Origin of the sequence: Shewanella algidipiscicola (assembly GCF_003605125.1) — a bacterium.
Lineage (GTDB): Bacteria > Pseudomonadota > Gammaproteobacteria > Enterobacterales > Shewanellaceae > Shewanella > Shewanella algidipiscicola.
This window is the reverse complement of record NZ_QPQT01000001.1, coordinates 1-16059: the sequence shown is the minus strand read 5'-3', so window position 1 is coordinate 16059 and position 16059 is coordinate 1. Positions and strand designations below refer to the sequence as shown.

Genomic DNA, 16059 nt, shown 5'->3' with positions numbered 1-16059 from the left:
GTGAGTATAGAACAGCCCATCATTAAGCAAGCGGATCTTATCGAAAGCATCGCCGATGCATTGCAATATATCTCTTATTACCACCCAAAAGACTTTGTCGATGCCATGGCCGAGGCTTATGAGAAAGAAGAGAGCGCGGCGGCTAAAGATGCGATCGCTCAGATTTTGATTAACTCTCGTATGTCGGCCGAAGGCAAACGTCCACTATGTCAAGATACGGGTATTGTCACCTGTTTCGTTAAAGTGGGCATGGGCGTTCAGTGGGACAAGACCGACATGACAGTGCAGCAGATGGTCGATGAAGGCGTTCGCCGTGCTTATACCAATCCTGACAATCCACTGCGAGCCTCGATAGTGGCCGATCCTGCTGGCAGCCGTAAAAATACCCGTGATAACACCCCATCGGTTGTGCATATCGATATGGTACCTGGCAATCATGTTGAAGTGGCCATTGCCGCTAAAGGCGGTGGATCGGAAAACAAATCTAAGATGGTGATGTTAAACCCATCGGATGATATCGCCGCATGGGTCGAAAAAACCTTACCGACCATGGGCGCTGGCTGGTGTCCACCGGGTATGCTTGGCATAGGCATTGGTGGCACCGCCGAGAAAGCCGCTGTGATGGCCAAAGAATCATTAATGGATCCGGTCGATATACATGAGTTACAGGCGCGCGGCGCCGAAACCACCGAAGAAAAGCTGCGCCTTGAGATCTTCGAGCGTGCTAACAAGTTAGGCATCGGCGCGCAGGGGCTCGGCGGGTTAACCACAGTGCTCGACATTAAAATTAAATCGGCGCCAACCCATGCGGCATCAAAACCTGTGGTGATGATCCCAAACTGCGCCGCCACACGCCACGTGCACTTTCATCTTGATGGTACAGGCCCTGCAGAGCTCACGCCGCCATCGCTTTCCGATTGGCCAGAGATCACCCGTGAAGCGGGCGAAGATGTGCGCCGTGTCAACCTTGATACCGTGACCCAAGCCGATATTGAGCAGTGGAAGAGCGGTGATGTGCTTTTACTCAACGGAAAAATGCTTACTGGTCGCGATGCGGCGCACAAGCGCATTCAAACATTGATAGAAAGTGGCGAAGGTTTGCCAGAAGGTGTCGACTTTACCGGTAAATTTATCTACTACGTTGGCCCAGTCGATCCTGTTGGCAACGAAGTGGTTGGCCCAGCAGGACCCACAACCGCAACACGCATGGATAAATTTACCGATCTTATGCTGGATAAAACCGGGCTTATGGGCATGATAGGTAAAGCTGAGCGTGGCCCTGCAACCGTTGAGTCGATTAAGAAGCATAAAGCCGTTTATTTAATGGCGGTGGGCGGTGCAGCATATTTAGTATCCAAAGCGATTAAGAAGTCACGAGTCGTAGCATTTGAAGATTTAGGGATGGAAGCCATCTATGAATTTGATGTGCAAGATATGCCTGTCACTGTCGCCGTGGACAGTGATGGTGTCAATGCTCACGAAACGGGCCCGGCAATGTGGAAAGTCAAGTTAAGCTAATTAGGAGAGTCGAACGCCAGCTTATGTCACAGCATCAATGTGTCAAGCCAGTGTTAGTTTTTCGCGGTACTTATTGATCATCGTTAGGCACATTAAGTACAGATTCGCTACAGGTGCGAGTCACTTGTGTTAGTCACTTGTATTAACCAAGTAACTAAAAATGGGGGGTAGGCAACTTGCCTAATCCCCCATTTTTGTTTAGTGTGCTTGCGCATATACATTCTCAGGTCGGGTTAATTCCGGCGTTCATTTGAAAAAGATGATAATAACAATGAAAAAAACTGCACTCATATTAGCCTTAGCAACTGCCGGCATGACATTTGGCAGCAATGCCGCGTCACCAGAGCCTTTTACGGTTCAACACCTAGTAAAAATGAATAAGCTCCATTCGACTGCCTTGTCTAATGATGGCGCTAAAATCGTTTATGCTGTTAAAAAAATTGATGACAAGGGTGAGGCACAATCAGACCTCTACATTCAATCGTTAGACGGTTCTCAGCCTGTGAAGCAGCTGACCTCGGCGCCAGGTACAGAGCATAGCGTTGCTTTTAGTCACGACGATAAAAAAATCTATTTCCTAGCTGCCCGTGATGGTAGTTCACAGCTATATGAGCTTGCGCTTGATGGTGGTGAAGCCAAACAGATTTCTAAATTACCATTGGATGTTGAAGGCTTTAAGCTATCGCAAGATAGCCAGCAAGTCGTGCTTAATATGCGTGTATTTCCACAATGTGAACAGCTAAGTTGCACGGCCGATAAGTTGGCCGCCGAGGCTGAACGCAGCTCGACAGGGCGCGAGTATAAACAGTTGATGGTGCGTCATTGGGATACTTGGGGCGACCATACCCGTAGCCACCTATTTGTGGCTAAACTCGATGGTAAGCCCATTACGGCGCCTATCTATGTGACCCAAGGCTTAGATACCGAAACACCTCCTAAACCTTTTTCAGGTATGGAAGAGGTGACCTTTACCCCTGACGGTAAATTTGTGGTTTATAGCGCTAAAGCGCCAAGCTCATCTCAAGCATGGCAAACCAACTACGATTTATGGCAAGTGCCAGTGTCTGGCGGTGAGGCAAAAAACCTGACCGAGGCGAATAAAGCCTGGGATGCGCAGCCGACCTTCTCGGCAGATGGCCGTTATATGGCTTATCTAGCCATGAGCAAGCCGGGTTTTGAAGCCGACCGTTACCGCATCATGTTACGCGATACGGTGACCAATCAAGAGAAAGAGGTCGCGCCACTGTGGGATCGTAGTCCCAGCTCATTAACCTTTGCTCCAGACAATCGCACCCTGTATGTGACAGCTCAGGATGTGGGTCAGGTAAGTATTTTTGAGGTAAATACTCAGTTTGGCGATGTTAAGACTATCTACAACGAAGGCAGCAACAGCCTGGTTGGTGTGACATCAGAACGCATCGTCTTTAATCATAAAAGTTTAGTGGAGCCGGGCGATCTTTATAGCGTGGCACTCGACGGGCAGCAACTTAACCGACTCACACAAGTTAACGAGGCTAAGCTCTCGAAAATTAAATTTGGTGAATATCAGCAGTTCAGTTTTAAAGGCTGGAACAATGAAGATGTTTACGGTTACTGGATAAAACCGACTAATTACAAAGCGGGGACTAAATATCCAATCGCCTTCTTGGTGCATGGTGGTCCGCAAGGCTCATTTGGTAATGGCTTCAGCAGCCGCTGGAATGCACAGCTATGGGCGGGAGCGGGCTATGGCGTGGTGATGATCGATTTCCACGGCTCTACCGGTTATGGGCAGGCGTTTACCGACTCAATTACACAGGATTGGGGCGGTAAGCCGTTAGAAGATCTGCAAAAAGGACTCGCGGCGGTTACCCAGCAGCAACCTTGGTTAGATGCCGATAAGGCTTGTGCACTTGGCGGCTCCTACGGCGGCTACATGATGAACTGGATCCAAGGCAACTGGAATGACGGTTTCAAGTGTCTCGTTAACCACGCGGGCTTATTTGATATGCGCTCTATGTACTATGTGACAGAAGAGCTGTGGTTCCCCGAATATGAATTCGGTGGGACTTATCAAGATAATAAAGAGCTGTATGAGAAGTTTAATCCGGTGAACTATGTCGATAACTGGCAGACTCCTATGCTGGTTATTCACGGTGAAAAAGATTTCCGTGTCCCTTATGGACAAGGTTTAGCGGCATTTAGTTTTATGCAGCGTAAAGGTATCCCGTCAGAGCTACTGATTTATCCTGATGAAAATCACTGGATCTTAAACCCGGACAATCTAGAGCAATGGTACGCGAATGTATTAGGTTGGATGGATCGCTGGACACAAAAGTAACCTTTTGAGCCCGTGCACAATAAAGCCAGAACATCTGTTCTGGCTTTATTATATCTATTGTTCATCAAGCCTAAGCCTTAAAAATGGCTCTGGATGACGTACCCAGATATCATTGTGCTGATGGCTTGGCATCAAGTTTAGCTTGGGTATCCCCATAGGGGGCCTTGAGCTTGCCGCTACTCGCTGCATGCGATGAATATATTATCCCTTCGCCAATCATTAACTCAATGATTTTACTATTACATCCACTACCAATAAGCGGTATTATCGGATTGTTATTATCGAACTAAGTCGCCTGGTAAACTCAGCCCTGATAAGGAGATTCAAATGAGTAATTTGCGTGAGCAAGTGTGGCGTTGGTATGTGCAAGGAGAGATTGCTGCAGAGCAGATGCCTAAGGCGTTAATGTTGGCGGGACAGTCCCACGCTACGGTCGACTGGCGCGAGAAAATAAGCCAATTATTACTTTGGTTTGGCGTGCTGTTTTTGGCTGTCGGAGTGATCATTTTCTTGGCTTTTAATTGGCAAGACTTAAGTAAATTCGGCAAGTTTGCCCTGGTACAAGCGCTGCTACTGATTTGTTCGTGTAGTTACGGTTGGTTTCGCTGGCAAGAACGAGACACTCACGCCGAGGGTTTGGGGGCAACCAAAGCCAACGCGAGCTTACTGGGATTAAGTTTTATGATTGGCGCCTTGCTCGCACTTGTTGGGCAAACCTATCAAACTGGCGCAGATCCTTGGCAACTGTTTGCGATTTGGTCACTGTGTCTGTTGCCACTGGTATGGTTGGCGGGCTTTGATCTGCTCTGGTTAAAGCTGTTGCTCTTGAGCAATGCCAGTGTGGTGTTGTATTTTTCGACCTGGCCGCAAACGCTATGGTGGTTCGATGCTGATATTTTCCCTTTAGTGGTGATCAGTGTCTGTAACGGCTTAGGCTATCTCTTTTTCTATGGCGCAACCACCTTGGGCTTCAGTCGCTGTAATGCTCCTATCACTCAATCACTCACTGTGGTCATCGCATTGAGCGCACTCACTTGGTATGGCTGTTGGCAAGCTGCCGATATGACAAACAAGGCTTCGTTCGCTTTTTATTGGTTATATGCCCTAGCGATATTGGTCTTATCGCGTTTTGTATTACAGCAATTATTTCCCTTAGCCATAGTGTGTTTTAGTGCCATTGCAGTCAGCACGGTATGGCTCACCACGCAGCTGTTTATAGGAGCGAATGATGAAATGAATATGTTTCTGCTGCTAAGCCTATATGTTGTCGGCTGCACTACGATGGCATCGGTTTGGTTGACTAAGGTGCGTGGATTATTTAATGGTGCGCAGTCGAGTCAGGAGGCGTGAAAATGACAACTGCAAAGGAACAATTATGGCAATCACTGCAGCAGACTAATTGTGTCAATGTGGACACGCCAATGCCAAAGGATCCGTTTATGTCCCCTTGGTACCTCGCCTTATTAGAAGGGGGCGCAGGATGGATAGCTGCCATGTTTTTATTGGGCTTTGTGGGCAGTTTTATGGCACTCGTGGTGACTGAAAGCATAGCGCCAGGAGTATTGACTATCGGGAGCGTCTTTGTGTTGTTGGGCCTCTTCTTTGATCGTCAATCGACTCGCCAGCAGGTGTTTATGTCACAGTTGGCTTTGGTGTTAGGCTTATGCGGTTTACTCTGTATAGGCTGGGGGCTATGGGAAGTACTGGATTATCACAATAGGCTGGCTTGGTTTATCAGTTTCGGTGCACTGCTGAGTATTCATAGTCTTTTTATCAATAATCGCTTGAGCGTGCTGCTTAATGGCATAGGTATTGGTGGGTGTATCACAGGTATCTTGTATCAATGGCAATGGATGAACCTATTGCCGTTGGTGATGTTAGTGCTTGCGATAATATTGTGCCTGAGTTTAGAGCGTTTTGGGGCATATTATGGCCGTATCTGTTATTTGTGCTACGGGTTGATATGCTGGACCTTAATGACGCAAGGTGTACTTATTCTTGGCGTGTCGCAAGTCGATTTTTTTAATGATGCGATTAGTGAGTTATCGATTTGGGCTTGGTTGCTGCCTTGGTTCGTCAGTGTGTTTGCGAGTGTTGTTATCGTTAAGTCTATCTTCAATCAAAGGCAAGCGTCATTAAGAACGCCAGCGGGTTACGCTGCAATGGTTGGTGTTTTATTCATTGGTTTTTTGGCCATACCGCTATCGGGGTTAAGCAGTGCAGTGCTATTTTTGTTGCTGGGTTTGCAGCTGCATAATCGGGTGTTTACGAGTTTGGCTCTCGTCAGTATCCCGCTGTTTATTTGTGCTTATTACTATTCTCTTACAGTTTCATTATTAGAAAAATCCCTATTATTAATGGCATTAGGTGTGGTGTTATTGTTTGCTCGCTGGGGCGTAAATCGTTACCTCTCACGGTCTACGAGACTGATCACGCAGGAGGCGTTATGACATCATTCAATCGAGTTAAATGGAATATTGCGCTGGTGGCGGTGTTAAGCGCTAGCCTACTCATACTCGTAAACTGGGATATTATTACGCGCGAAGCTTGGCTTGCTAAAGGGGAAGTGGTGCGTCTCGAGCTTGCGCCTGTCGATCCTCGCTCGTTAATGCAGGGTGACTATATGACGCTGAATTATCAGATCACGGCTCCGATCCGCACTGCTACGGCTGAACAAAACCTCAATGGTTATGTGCGCGTTAGGCGTGATCCTAATTTGGTGGCACAGTTTATCGGCTTTGAAACCCGCTATCTCGATAAGACGGCCTTAGCGGATAACGAGTTGTTACTGCAAGTGAGAGTGCGCCACGGCCAAGTAAAATTGGCCACCAATGCCTATTTTTTTGAAGAGGGCAAAGGTAAGCATTTTGCTGCGGCGAAATACGGCGAGTTTCGAGTCAACCATAATGGCGAGCTGCTGCTCGATGCCTTGCTCGATCAACATTTACAAAAGTTATAAGCTGAACCACTGTGAGGTTAGGGATGTATTATCTCTAACCCTCTGGATAGGCATTATAACTTATTTAAAGTGCGTGTTGTCGCTGGTTGTTTATCTTTCCCATGGGGATTGAGGGAGACGAGGGAAGTCGACAGCAAAGCTTAGTCGCTAAACGTATGGTGCACCTTATCCCAGTTATCTGACGACTTAAAGCCCTATGCTGAATAGTGAGACGATCAATCTAACGGTATGCCTTCATTAATTCGATACCAACCAGTTAGGCTGTAACGGTCTTTATGGGATGGCAGTACTTCATGAGGAAAACGTTCACTTAAAAAAATCACCATGGTGCCAAAGCGGGGCTCTACCGTTTCAAAAGGTGTGGTTTCATCGGCTTGGTACATCAGCAACTCTCCGCCATCCCCTGGTTGCCAGTTGGGGTTCAAATAGAGAATTGACGTCAGTTTTCGATTTGATTGGCCTTTAAAGGCATCCACGTGACGCTTATAAAATGCACCCGGTTCATAATAGGCAAACATGGTTTCATAATCGAACAAGCCTAAGAAAAAATAGCGATTAACCGCTTGGCGAAGTTGTTCTGACCAATCGAAATAGGTCGAGGCGAAGCTCATGGATTTATTTAACCAGCAGATTTTATCGCCGCGGATAGTGTCTATCACCTGTTGGGTTTTATGGCGACCAATAGCCGCGGGTTTAAAGGCACTGGTGTCTAGTTGGGTTAAATTGTCCAGCAAGGGGGTGAGTACCGTCAAGGGGAACAGGTCTGGCAACACTACGTAGCCTTTAGCGGCGATGTTATCGCAGATGTCGTCAAAAATATCTGGGGGTAGTTGTATGTTGGCTTGTGAGTTCAATGATTCAAGTTTCAGTATGACGCGGTAAGGCGTTATAGACCAGTTACGCTTATTTACCTATTGAATAATTTTTATAGTGTAGACAAAAAATTTTAATCAGTAGTTCTCATATAAAAGGCGCCCAGTGAGGGCGCCTAATGGCTAAATAAAAAATCGTGTGCCGTGCATTAAATGAAGTTAACGCGCTCGGCTTGTTACGTTAGTTATCTTGATAGTCTTTGCCGTAAAAGCTCGCGATAAATAATTGCTTGATTTCACTAATCAATGGGTATCTTGGGTTCGCTCCCGTGCATTGGTCGTCAAATGCGGCTTCGGCCAGTTCGTCAAGTTTAGCTAAGAAGTCGGCTTCGTTGACGCCCGCAGCTTGGATAGAATCCGGAATGCCAATCGTCTTCTTAAGCTGACTGATTTTTTCGAGTAAGGCTTCCACTTTTTGTGCATCGCTATTACCGGTTAATTTGAGATGTTCAGCCACCTTGGCATAGCGGCAAAGGGCCTTAGGACGATCGTACTGACTAAAAGCGGCCTGTTTGGTGGGCAAGTCGGTAGCGTTAAATCGAATCACATTGTTTATCAGCAGTGCATTGGCTAAACCATGAGCTAAGTGAAATTCAGCGCCTAATTTGTGGGCCATAGAGTGACACACGCCTAAGAAAGCGTTAGCAAAGGCGATACCCGCTAAGGTCGCGCCGTTATGCACTTTTTCACGTGCGATTGGTGCGTCCGCACCTAAAATATAGGCGTCGGGAAGGTGTTCAAACAGCAGCGCTAACGCCTGAAGTGCTTGACCATCGCTATATTCATTGGCCATCACGCTGACATAGGCTTCCAATGCATGGGTGATCGCATCTATCCCCCCAAAGGCGGTTAACGATTTGGGCATATCCATCACTAAATTAGGGTCAACGATGGCCATGTTTGGGGTGAGTTGATAATCGGCTATGGGGTATTTCATACCGGTTTTCTCATCGGTGACGACCGCAAAGGGGGTCACTTCTGAACCTGTGCCTGAGGTCGTGGGGACAGCGACCATCATGGCTTTTTTGCCTAATGTCGGGAATTTATAGATACGCTTACGAATATCCATAAAGCGCAGCGCAAGATCGGTAAAATCCACATCAGGATGCTCATACATGACCCAGATTATTTTAGCCGCATCCATAGGCGAGCCACCGCCCAGAGCGATAATGACATCGGGCTGAAAACTTTGTGCCATCTTGGCGCCTTGATTCACAATCGCCAAAGTCGGATCGGCTTCGACATCATAAAATACTTCGGTTTCGAGGCCTTGAGCTTTAAGGATCTTAAGGGTTTCATCGCAGTAACCATGATTAAATAAATACTTATCTGTGATGATTAAGGCGCGTTTCTTATCGCTCAGTTCTTCAAGGGCGATAGGTAAACTGCCACGACGGAAATAGATAGATGAGGGGAGTTTATGCCACAACATATTTTCAGCTCGCTTAGCCACGGTTTTTTTATTGATCAGGTGACTTGGGCCGACGTTCTCTGAAATGGAATTGCCTCCCCATGAGCCACAACCTAAGGTCAATGATGGCGCTAATTTAAAATTATACAGATCGCCAATTCCGCCTTGTGATGCCGGGGTGTTAATTAAGATCCGCGCCGTTTTCATTCTAAAACCAAAGGCTTTGACTCGCTCATCTTGCGTATCTTGATCGGTATACAGCCCAGAAGTATGGCCGATGCCGCCCAACGTCACTAAGGCTTCAGCCTTATCCATCGCTTGATTAAAATCATCGGCGCGATACATGGCCAGTAAAGGAGAGAGTTTTTCATGGGCAAAGGCTTCTAATGCCGAGATCTCGCTGACTTCACCTATCAACACCTTAGTCGATGCCGGCACCTTAATGTTGGCCATGGCTGCGATCGTTGCCGCACTTTGGCCGACGATGTCGGCATTGAGCGCGCCTTTGTTAAGGATCACTTTCTGCATCGCTTTGGTCTCTTTGGCTGACAAGATATATCCACCATGGCTGGCAAAGCGCTGTTTGACACTGTCATAAATGGCATCGACCACAATCACTGCTTGCTCGGATGCACATACCACACCGTTATCGAAGGTTTTTGACATTAATATTGAGCTAACGGCGCGTTTTATATCGGCGGTTTCGTCGATCACAATGGGGGTATTACCTGCACCGACACCGATAGCGGGTTTACCCGAAGAGTAGGCGGCTTTCACCATACCCGGGCCACCCGTGGCAAGAATAAGGTTGATCTTATCGTGGGTCATTAGCTGATTTGATAAGGCGACACTGGGCTCATCAACCCAGCCAATAATATCGGCCGGGGCACCTGCAGCAATGGCGGCATCCAATACCATTTTTGCAGCCTTGATGGTGGAGGCTTTAGCGCGTGGATGGGGCGAAAATATGATGCCGTTACGGGTTTTAAGGCTAATTAAGGCTTTAAAAATTGCGGTAGACGTTGGGTTTGTGGTGGGCACCACTGCACAAATTAAGCCCACGGGCTCGGCTATGGTGATGGTGCCAAAGGTTGGATCTTCGGCTAAGATGCCGCAGGTCTTATCATCTTTATATTTATTGTAAATATATTCAGAGGCAAAGTGATTTTTGATCACCTTATCTTCTAACACTCCCATCGCTGTTTCTGTCACGGCCATTTTGGCTAAGCTGATCCGCGCATCGGCAGCGGCAAGCGCCGCAGCGCGAAAGATATGATCGACCTGTTGCTGACTATAGTTGGCATATTGGGCTTGGGCCTTAGCGACCCTTGCCACCAGTAAGTTGAGTTCCTGTTGATTGTTGACCGTCATAGTGAGTTCCTTAAGAAAATTTAGCAAAAATGTGGTTTTGCTAAAACTTTTTTGTGAATAAAAATTACAGCAATAAGCTTGTAAACACAGTGATCATCACCACAATTAAGCTGTTTTCGTAATAAAATAACAGCTCTAACGACTGCTTGAGCAATGGCCGTTAAATCGGCACCATAAAAACCATGGACTCAAGCTCCGATTAAGTAAGGTATGCATGAGGTAGAAGGGCTTAGGTGTGTAAAAAGGGTATCCCCGTTAAACGCTAGGCATCACATTATATAGAATGATGAGCTTGCAATAAGATCAAAGATATAGCTTCATTATCTTGGCTAGCGATATGTACTATTTACGACTACATTAGAGTGACACTTGCTTATCGATATGATTGATTATGGTGCCGACAGTTCGTAGATAGGGGTATCAAAGCCAAAAAATCGCGATATTTTGATAAAGATGTGAAACACGTTAGAAAATCTCATTTGGCAAATCTGACGGATCATGTACAGTAGCGCCTTTTCTACCAGCAACCTTTTTAACCTAGTTAAAAGTCACTGAGGACATGGCATTGGATTTAACACTTTATGTTAAATTTTTTCTTGGTTTAGTCGCGATTATCAATCCGATTGGGCTGTTACCGGTTTTCGTTAGCTTAACCAGTCACCAGACTGAAGCTGAACGCAATCATACGGGCAAAGTGGCTAATTTTGCCGTAGTGGTGATTTTATTAGTCACTATCGTTGCCGGCCAACATATCTTAAATATGTTCAGCATTTCATTGTCAGCCTTTAGGATAGCCGGTGGATCACTGATAGCCTTAATTGCCATGTCGATGTTACAAGGTAAATTGGGTGAAGTTAAACGTAACCAAGAAGAAGATCGCGAGGCTTCGGGCATGGAGTCGGTTGCGGTTGTGCCGTTAGCCTTACCCTTGATGGCCGGTCCTGGTGCAATTAGTTCGGTGATTGTCACTTCGGCGCGATACGATAGCTTCATGGTACACATCGGCATGGGGATCACTGTGATTATTTTTGGTCTGGTCAGTTTTGCTTTATTTAGAATGGCGCCAGTTATTTTTAAAGTCTTAGGTAAAACAGGGATTAACGTCATCACCCGTTTGATGGGTCTATTAATGTTATCTATCGGTATTGAAGTGATTGCCGCAGGTTTTAAAGGCTTATTTCCCACTTTGATGGGTTAATGGAAAAGGGTTGGATAGGCATTAGGCATTAGCCATGACTCCAGTCTTGTTTGTACTGTTCACTCATCAAAATACCACTATGCAGCGACGTCATCCTTGAGTGACTATCGCTCGCCAGAGATTCCATTCAATAAAAAAACGCGCATCGGCGCGTTTTTTTATTGAGTAAAGCATGCATAGTGAGCAGCTAAATGACAACCAGCATTTACTGTAAATCGATAAGCGAGCCTGCACGTGCACTAAACAGATGTTGATGCAGCCTTGCGGCAAATTCATCTGTCATACCCGAGATATAATCGGCAATGACGCGATGTGCATTGCCGTTATTATCATAGGTAGTTTGCCAACGCTCTTGGGTATTGAGTGGCAGTAGGCGCTGGGGATCTGAGGCAAAGGCTTCAAATAACTCCATCACAATTTGCTGCCCCTTGTATTCTAACATCTGAATTTCTGGTTTACGGATCACCCGTCGGTAGACAAACTGCTTGAGTATATCCAGCGCGTGTTGAAATGCCGGCTCTAATACCGCGTTATAACGCAGCAAAGGCTCACTAAAATCGGAATTGTCATTAATCTCAATGGCAGTGACAAAGCCGTTGACTAGGGTACCGATAGCATCTTTACGTAGATGGTGCTCACTGGCAAATAATTTAGTGCCAATATTAACAAACTCTTGCCTTATCCAGCTGTCATCACTTGCAGCGAGTTTATCGGCCACATCCTCTTGCCACATGGCTTGAGTGACAATGCCCATCACGATGGCATCTTCAAGATCATGGATAGCATAAGCGGTATCATCGGCCAGCTCCATGATGGAGCAGTCGAGTGACTTGTATAAGGTGCGTTTGTGCTGATTAGGATCTAAGGTGGTATTAGAGACAAACAGCGCAGCATCATTATTTGATAAGGGCGCGAGTACCCAATCTAAAATGGGCTTATCTTCGTCGAAAATGCCCTTAACAGGCTGCCATTGTGACGGCTTGAGTTGCCGATAACTGTTGACCGTCGGTTTGGGCAGTGACTGATACAGTTGGCTATGACAGGCTGGGTACTTCAATACTCCCAGCAATGTGCGCCGACATAGGTTCATGCCGTAGTGCTCAGTGTAAGGCTCTAATGCGGTTAAAATGCGAAAAGTTTGGCCGTTACCCTCAAAACCGCCGTCGCTGCGCATCATATAGTTCAGCGCGACTTCACCACCGTGGCCAAAGGGCGGATGACCCAAATCATGCGCCAAACACAAAGATTCTATCAGGCTCCTAGAGTCGAGTAGCGAGAGTAGTTCAGGGTATTTTTGTTTTAGCTGGGCGCAGATCCCGGTGCCGATTTGTGACACTTCTAAGGAGTGCGTGAGTCGGGTTCGATAAAAATCATTCATGCCAACCCCCAATACTTGAGTCTTGGCTTGCAGACGCCTAAAAGCCGCCGAATGCAATATACGTGCTCTATCGCGTTGATATGGGCTGCGGTGATCGTTACGGCGCTGTTTATCCTCGCCTAAACGTCGCTCATGCCAAAGGCCTGACGTCATACTGGTTCCTTATTAAGCCGGTGTTATTCACGCTTTAGCGCAATCACTATAATAGGCGATTGATATCGTCTAAGTTCAGTTCAAAACTGGGAATATAAGTATCGATAAAATATTTCACAGCAGGGTCGTTATTTTGCGCAAGTGACTCAGATAAACGTCGTTTGGCTGTGTTAAACTCGTGATTACCCGCTCGCTGCTCTTCTAAACACTTGAGGTAAGCACATAAGGTGTCTGCCGACTTAACTATCTGTTTATATTGCTGGTCTATGTTGTCGCTTGTGAGTAGATCACGATAGTCATCTTTAAAATCATCGGGCACCATCTCTAACAGTCGATGTTCAGCAATGGCTTCAATTTTTTTGTATTCAGCTTCAATTTCTTTATTGAAATACTTAACAGGTGTTGGTAAGTCACCGGTTAATATTTCGCTGGCATCATGAAATATCGCCACGGTGGCGGCGCGATCTGGGCTTAAGTCTGTGGCAAATTTATTATTGCTGATAACGACCAAAGCATGCGCCACCATGGCAACCTGCAACGAGTGCTCCTGCACGTTCTCTGAACGGACGTTATACATCAGCGGCCAACGCTGTATTAATTTCATTCTGGCTAAATGGGCAAATAAATGGCTCATACTTCAATCTATTTCTACGACTTGGATGATTACATTAACACACCCAATGGATTAAAACGTAGAGGAAAGCTGATAAAAAAAGCGATCATATCGATCGCTTTTTAAGTGATGGACTCAGCCAAATAAGGTATTGTTTAGCATAGTCTATGCGCTTAGACATCTCACTTAGGCTTGTTAGAGTTATTAGCTGCGTATGGAGTGATCATTGGCGATAGTTCGCTAAAAAATCACCCAGTTCAGTGATGGCTTTACTTAAATCTTCCTTGTGAGGCAAGAAGACCACTCTGAGGTGATCGGGCTCGGGCCAATTAAAGGCGCTGCCTTGTACCAGCAGAATTTTTTTCTCTCTCAGTAAATCTAATACCAAGCGTTCATCGTCGCGTAAATTAAACTTTTTCGCATCTAATTTTGCAAAGGCATACAGGGCACCGCGGGGCTTTTTACAGCTCACGCCTGGGATCTGATTTAGCATTTCGTAACAGATGTCACGTTGCACAGCCAGTCGCCCTTGAGGCGCCACTAATTCGTTTATGCTTTGATAGCCCCCTAGCGCGGTCTGAATCGCATGTTGATTGGGTACGTTAGAGCATAAACGCATCGAAGCGAGCATATCTAAGCCTTCAATATAGCTTTTCGCCGCTTTAAGGTTACCCGATAACATCATCCAACCCACTCGAAAACCGGCAGCGCGATACGATTTTGACAAGCCATTGAAGGTCACTGTGAGGATATCATCAGAGAGAGTGGATGCTGGAATATGCACTGCACCATCATATAAAATTTTGTCGTATATCTCATCGGCAAATAAAATGATGTCGTGCTGACGACACAACTCAATCACCTCGAGTAGCAAGGCTTTTGAATACACAGCGCCCGTTGGGTTGTTGGGATTAATTAACACTATGCCGCGGGTGCGACTCGTGATCTTGGCCTTGATATCATCAAGCTCGGGAAACCAATCGGACTCTTCATCACAGCGATAATGCTGCGCCTTGCCGCCAGACAGATGCACTGCGGCGGTCCATAATGGGTAATCGGGTGAGGGCACTAACACTTCATCGTCGCTATTAAGCAAGCCTTGCATGGCCATGACAATCAGTTCCGACACGCCATTGCCTATGTAGATATCTTCGATGTCGACGCCGAATAAGCCTTGGCTTTGGTAATGTTGGACGATCGCTTTACGGGCTGAAAATAACCCTTTAGATTCGCTATAGCCTTGAGCACTGGGTAAATTGAGGATCACGTCGCGGACGATCTCTTCTGGCGCGTCGAAACCGAATGAGGCAGGGTTGCCGATATTAAGTTTTAAGATCCTGTGACCTTCATCTTCAAGGCGACGAGCCTCTTTGTGTACCGGTCCTCTAATGTCATAACAGACGGTATCGAGTTTGTTGGACTTAATGATTGGGCGCATCTAAACCTCGTCAATGCTAACAGCGTATTAAAAATGTGGTACTAGCTTAAGTCTGCGAACAATAACGAAAAAATCACTGATTTGAAAGGGGCTAAAAGCAAAAAGACACGCAAAAGTCAGCACACACTGCTGTTTATGCGATTTTTGAATAGATCATTTAGATGATTGTACTGGTTGGTGGTAAATAGTGGAGTTTTTATCTAGTTTGTGGCGAGCATATAATAAAAAAGCCAGCATATTATGCTGGCTTAATTGCTACACGTTTAAATAAGATTAAGCGCGTTTTTTGAATTCGTTAGTACGAGTATCGATTTCAATTAAATCGCCAGTCTTAACGAAGTCAGCTACGCTCAGTGTCGCGCCGCCAGCAATAGTTGCAGGCTTCATCACTTTACCTGATGTGTCACCACGAGCAGAAGGCTCAGTGTAAGTTACTTCACGTACGATAGTCGTTGGTAGTTCAACAGAGATCGCTTTGCCTTCGTAGAAGGTCACTTGGCAAATATCTTCCATGCCGTCGACGATATAAGCTGCTGCGTCACCTAGGTTATCCGCTTCAACATCGTACTGGTTGTATTCAGAGTCCATGAATACATACATAGGATCAGCATAGTAAGAGTAGGTGCAATCTAGACGATCTAGAATGATATCGTCCATCTTGTCTTCACCTTTGAAGGTGGTTTCGGTTGTAGAATCTTGCAACACGTTCTTCAACTTCATCTTAACGATAGCCGCGTTACGGCCAGAACGAGTTGTTTCAGTTTTCTGCACAACCCATGGGCTGCCATCTAACATGATCACGTTACCAGGACGGATTTCATGAGCAGT

Annotated in this window: 12 protein-coding genes; 6 read left to right on the top strand and 6 right to left on the bottom strand. The window is 46.2% G+C overall.

Features of this window, described 5'->3' with window-relative positions; translation table 11 throughout:
• From DVO77_RS00060 to DVO77_RS00040, 5 genes are all read left to right on the top strand, one after another.
• Positions 1–1518, top strand: a complete 1518-nt coding sequence (locus DVO77_RS00060; protein WP_119976847.1) for a fumarate hydratase — start codon at positions 1–3, stop codon at positions 1516–1518.
• A gap of 271 nt (positions 1519–1789) precedes the next feature.
• Positions 1790–3838, top strand: a complete 2049-nt coding sequence (locus DVO77_RS00055; protein ID WP_162924114.1) for a S9 family peptidase — start codon at positions 1790–1792, stop codon at positions 3836–3838.
• A gap of 327 nt (positions 3839–4165) precedes the next feature.
• On the top strand, positions 4166–5188 hold the full coding sequence (locus DVO77_RS00050) for a DUF2157 domain-containing protein (RefSeq protein WP_119976845.1): 1023 nt from the start codon (positions 4166–4168) through the stop codon (positions 5186–5188).
• 2 nt (positions 5189–5190) lie between these two features.
• On the top strand, positions 5191–6288 hold the full coding sequence (locus DVO77_RS00045) for a DUF4401 domain-containing protein (RefSeq protein WP_119976844.1): 1098 nt from the start codon (positions 5191–5193) through the stop codon (positions 6286–6288).
• Positions 6285–6797, top strand: a complete 513-nt coding sequence (locus DVO77_RS00040; protein WP_110457914.1) for a GDYXXLXY domain-containing protein — start codon at positions 6285–6287, stop codon at positions 6795–6797. The genes DVO77_RS00045 and DVO77_RS00040 overlap by 4 nt, the downstream gene beginning before the upstream one ends.
• A gap of 215 nt (positions 6798–7012) precedes the next feature.
• Here the strand turns inward: DVO77_RS00040 and DVO77_RS00035 are convergent, their stop codons facing one another.
• A complete protein-coding gene (locus DVO77_RS00035; protein WP_249038072.1) occupies positions 7013–7651 on the bottom strand; it encodes a 2OG-Fe(II) oxygenase in 639 nt (212 codons plus the stop codon).
• Positions 7652–7850: 199 nt separating this feature from the next.
• Positions 7851–10451: a bifunctional acetaldehyde-CoA/alcohol dehydrogenase gene (gene adhE / locus DVO77_RS00030; RefSeq protein ID WP_119976842.1), complete on the bottom strand. Its 2601-nt coding sequence runs from the start codon at positions 10449–10451 to the stop codon at positions 7851–7853.
• Positions 10452–11016: 565 nt separating this feature from the next.
• On the opposite strand from adhE, the gene DVO77_RS00025 reads away from it, so the two are divergent.
• Complete coding sequence (locus DVO77_RS00025; protein ID WP_110458174.1) at positions 11017–11649, top strand: YchE family NAAT transporter; 633 nt, start codon at positions 11017–11019, stop codon at positions 11647–11649.
• A 205-nt stretch (positions 11650–11854) separates the two neighbouring features.
• Here the strand turns inward: DVO77_RS00025 and DVO77_RS00020 are convergent, their stop codons facing one another.
• The 4 genes from DVO77_RS00020 to efp form a co-directional block, all read right to left on the bottom strand.
• Positions 11855–13180, bottom strand: coding sequence for an anti-phage deoxyguanosine triphosphatase (locus DVO77_RS00020; RefSeq protein WP_119976841.1), 1326 nt, complete (start codon positions 13178–13180; stop codon positions 11855–11857).
• Between the two features lie 46 nt (positions 13181–13226).
• On the bottom strand, positions 13227–13814 hold the full coding sequence (gene yfbR / locus DVO77_RS00015) for a 5'-deoxynucleotidase (RefSeq protein ID WP_110457910.1): 588 nt from the start codon (positions 13812–13814) through the stop codon (positions 13227–13229).
• A 202-nt stretch (positions 13815–14016) separates the two neighbouring features.
• A complete protein-coding gene (locus tag DVO77_RS00010) occupies positions 14017–15231 on the bottom strand; it encodes a pyridoxal phosphate-dependent aminotransferase (RefSeq protein ID WP_119976840.1) in 1215 nt (404 codons plus the stop codon).
• Between the two features lie 273 nt (positions 15232–15504).
• Positions 15505–16059 (bottom strand): elongation factor P (gene efp, locus DVO77_RS00005; protein ID WP_119976839.1); only part of this gene is annotated, 555 nt, incomplete at its 5' end.

Coding starts and splice junctions, on each gene's coding strand:
- DVO77_RS00045 (WP_119976844.1), top strand. CDS start 5,191: ATGACAACTGCAAAGGAACAATTATGGCAATCACTGCAGCAGACTAAT.
- DVO77_RS00050 (WP_119976845.1), top strand. CDS start 4,166: ATGAGTAATTTGCGTGAGCAAGTGTGGCGTTGGTATGTGCAAGGAGAG.
- DVO77_RS00010 (WP_119976840.1), bottom strand. CDS start 15,231: ATGCGCCCAATCATTAAGTCCAACAAACTCGATACCGTCTGTTATGAC.
- DVO77_RS00040 (WP_110457914.1), top strand. CDS start 6,285: ATGACATCATTCAATCGAGTTAAATGGAATATTGCGCTGGTGGCGGTG.
- DVO77_RS00020 (WP_119976841.1), bottom strand. CDS start 13,180: ATGACGTCAGGCCTTTGGCATGAGCGACGTTTAGGCGAGGATAAACAG.
- adhE (WP_119976842.1), bottom strand. CDS start 10,451: ATGACGGTCAACAATCAACAGGAACTCAACTTACTGGTGGCAAGGGTC.
- yfbR (WP_110457910.1), bottom strand. CDS start 13,814: ATGAGCCATTTATTTGCCCATTTAGCCAGAATGAAATTAATACAGCGT.
- DVO77_RS00055 (WP_162924114.1), top strand. CDS start 1,790: ATGAAAAAAACTGCACTCATATTAGCCTTAGCAACTGCCGGCATGACA.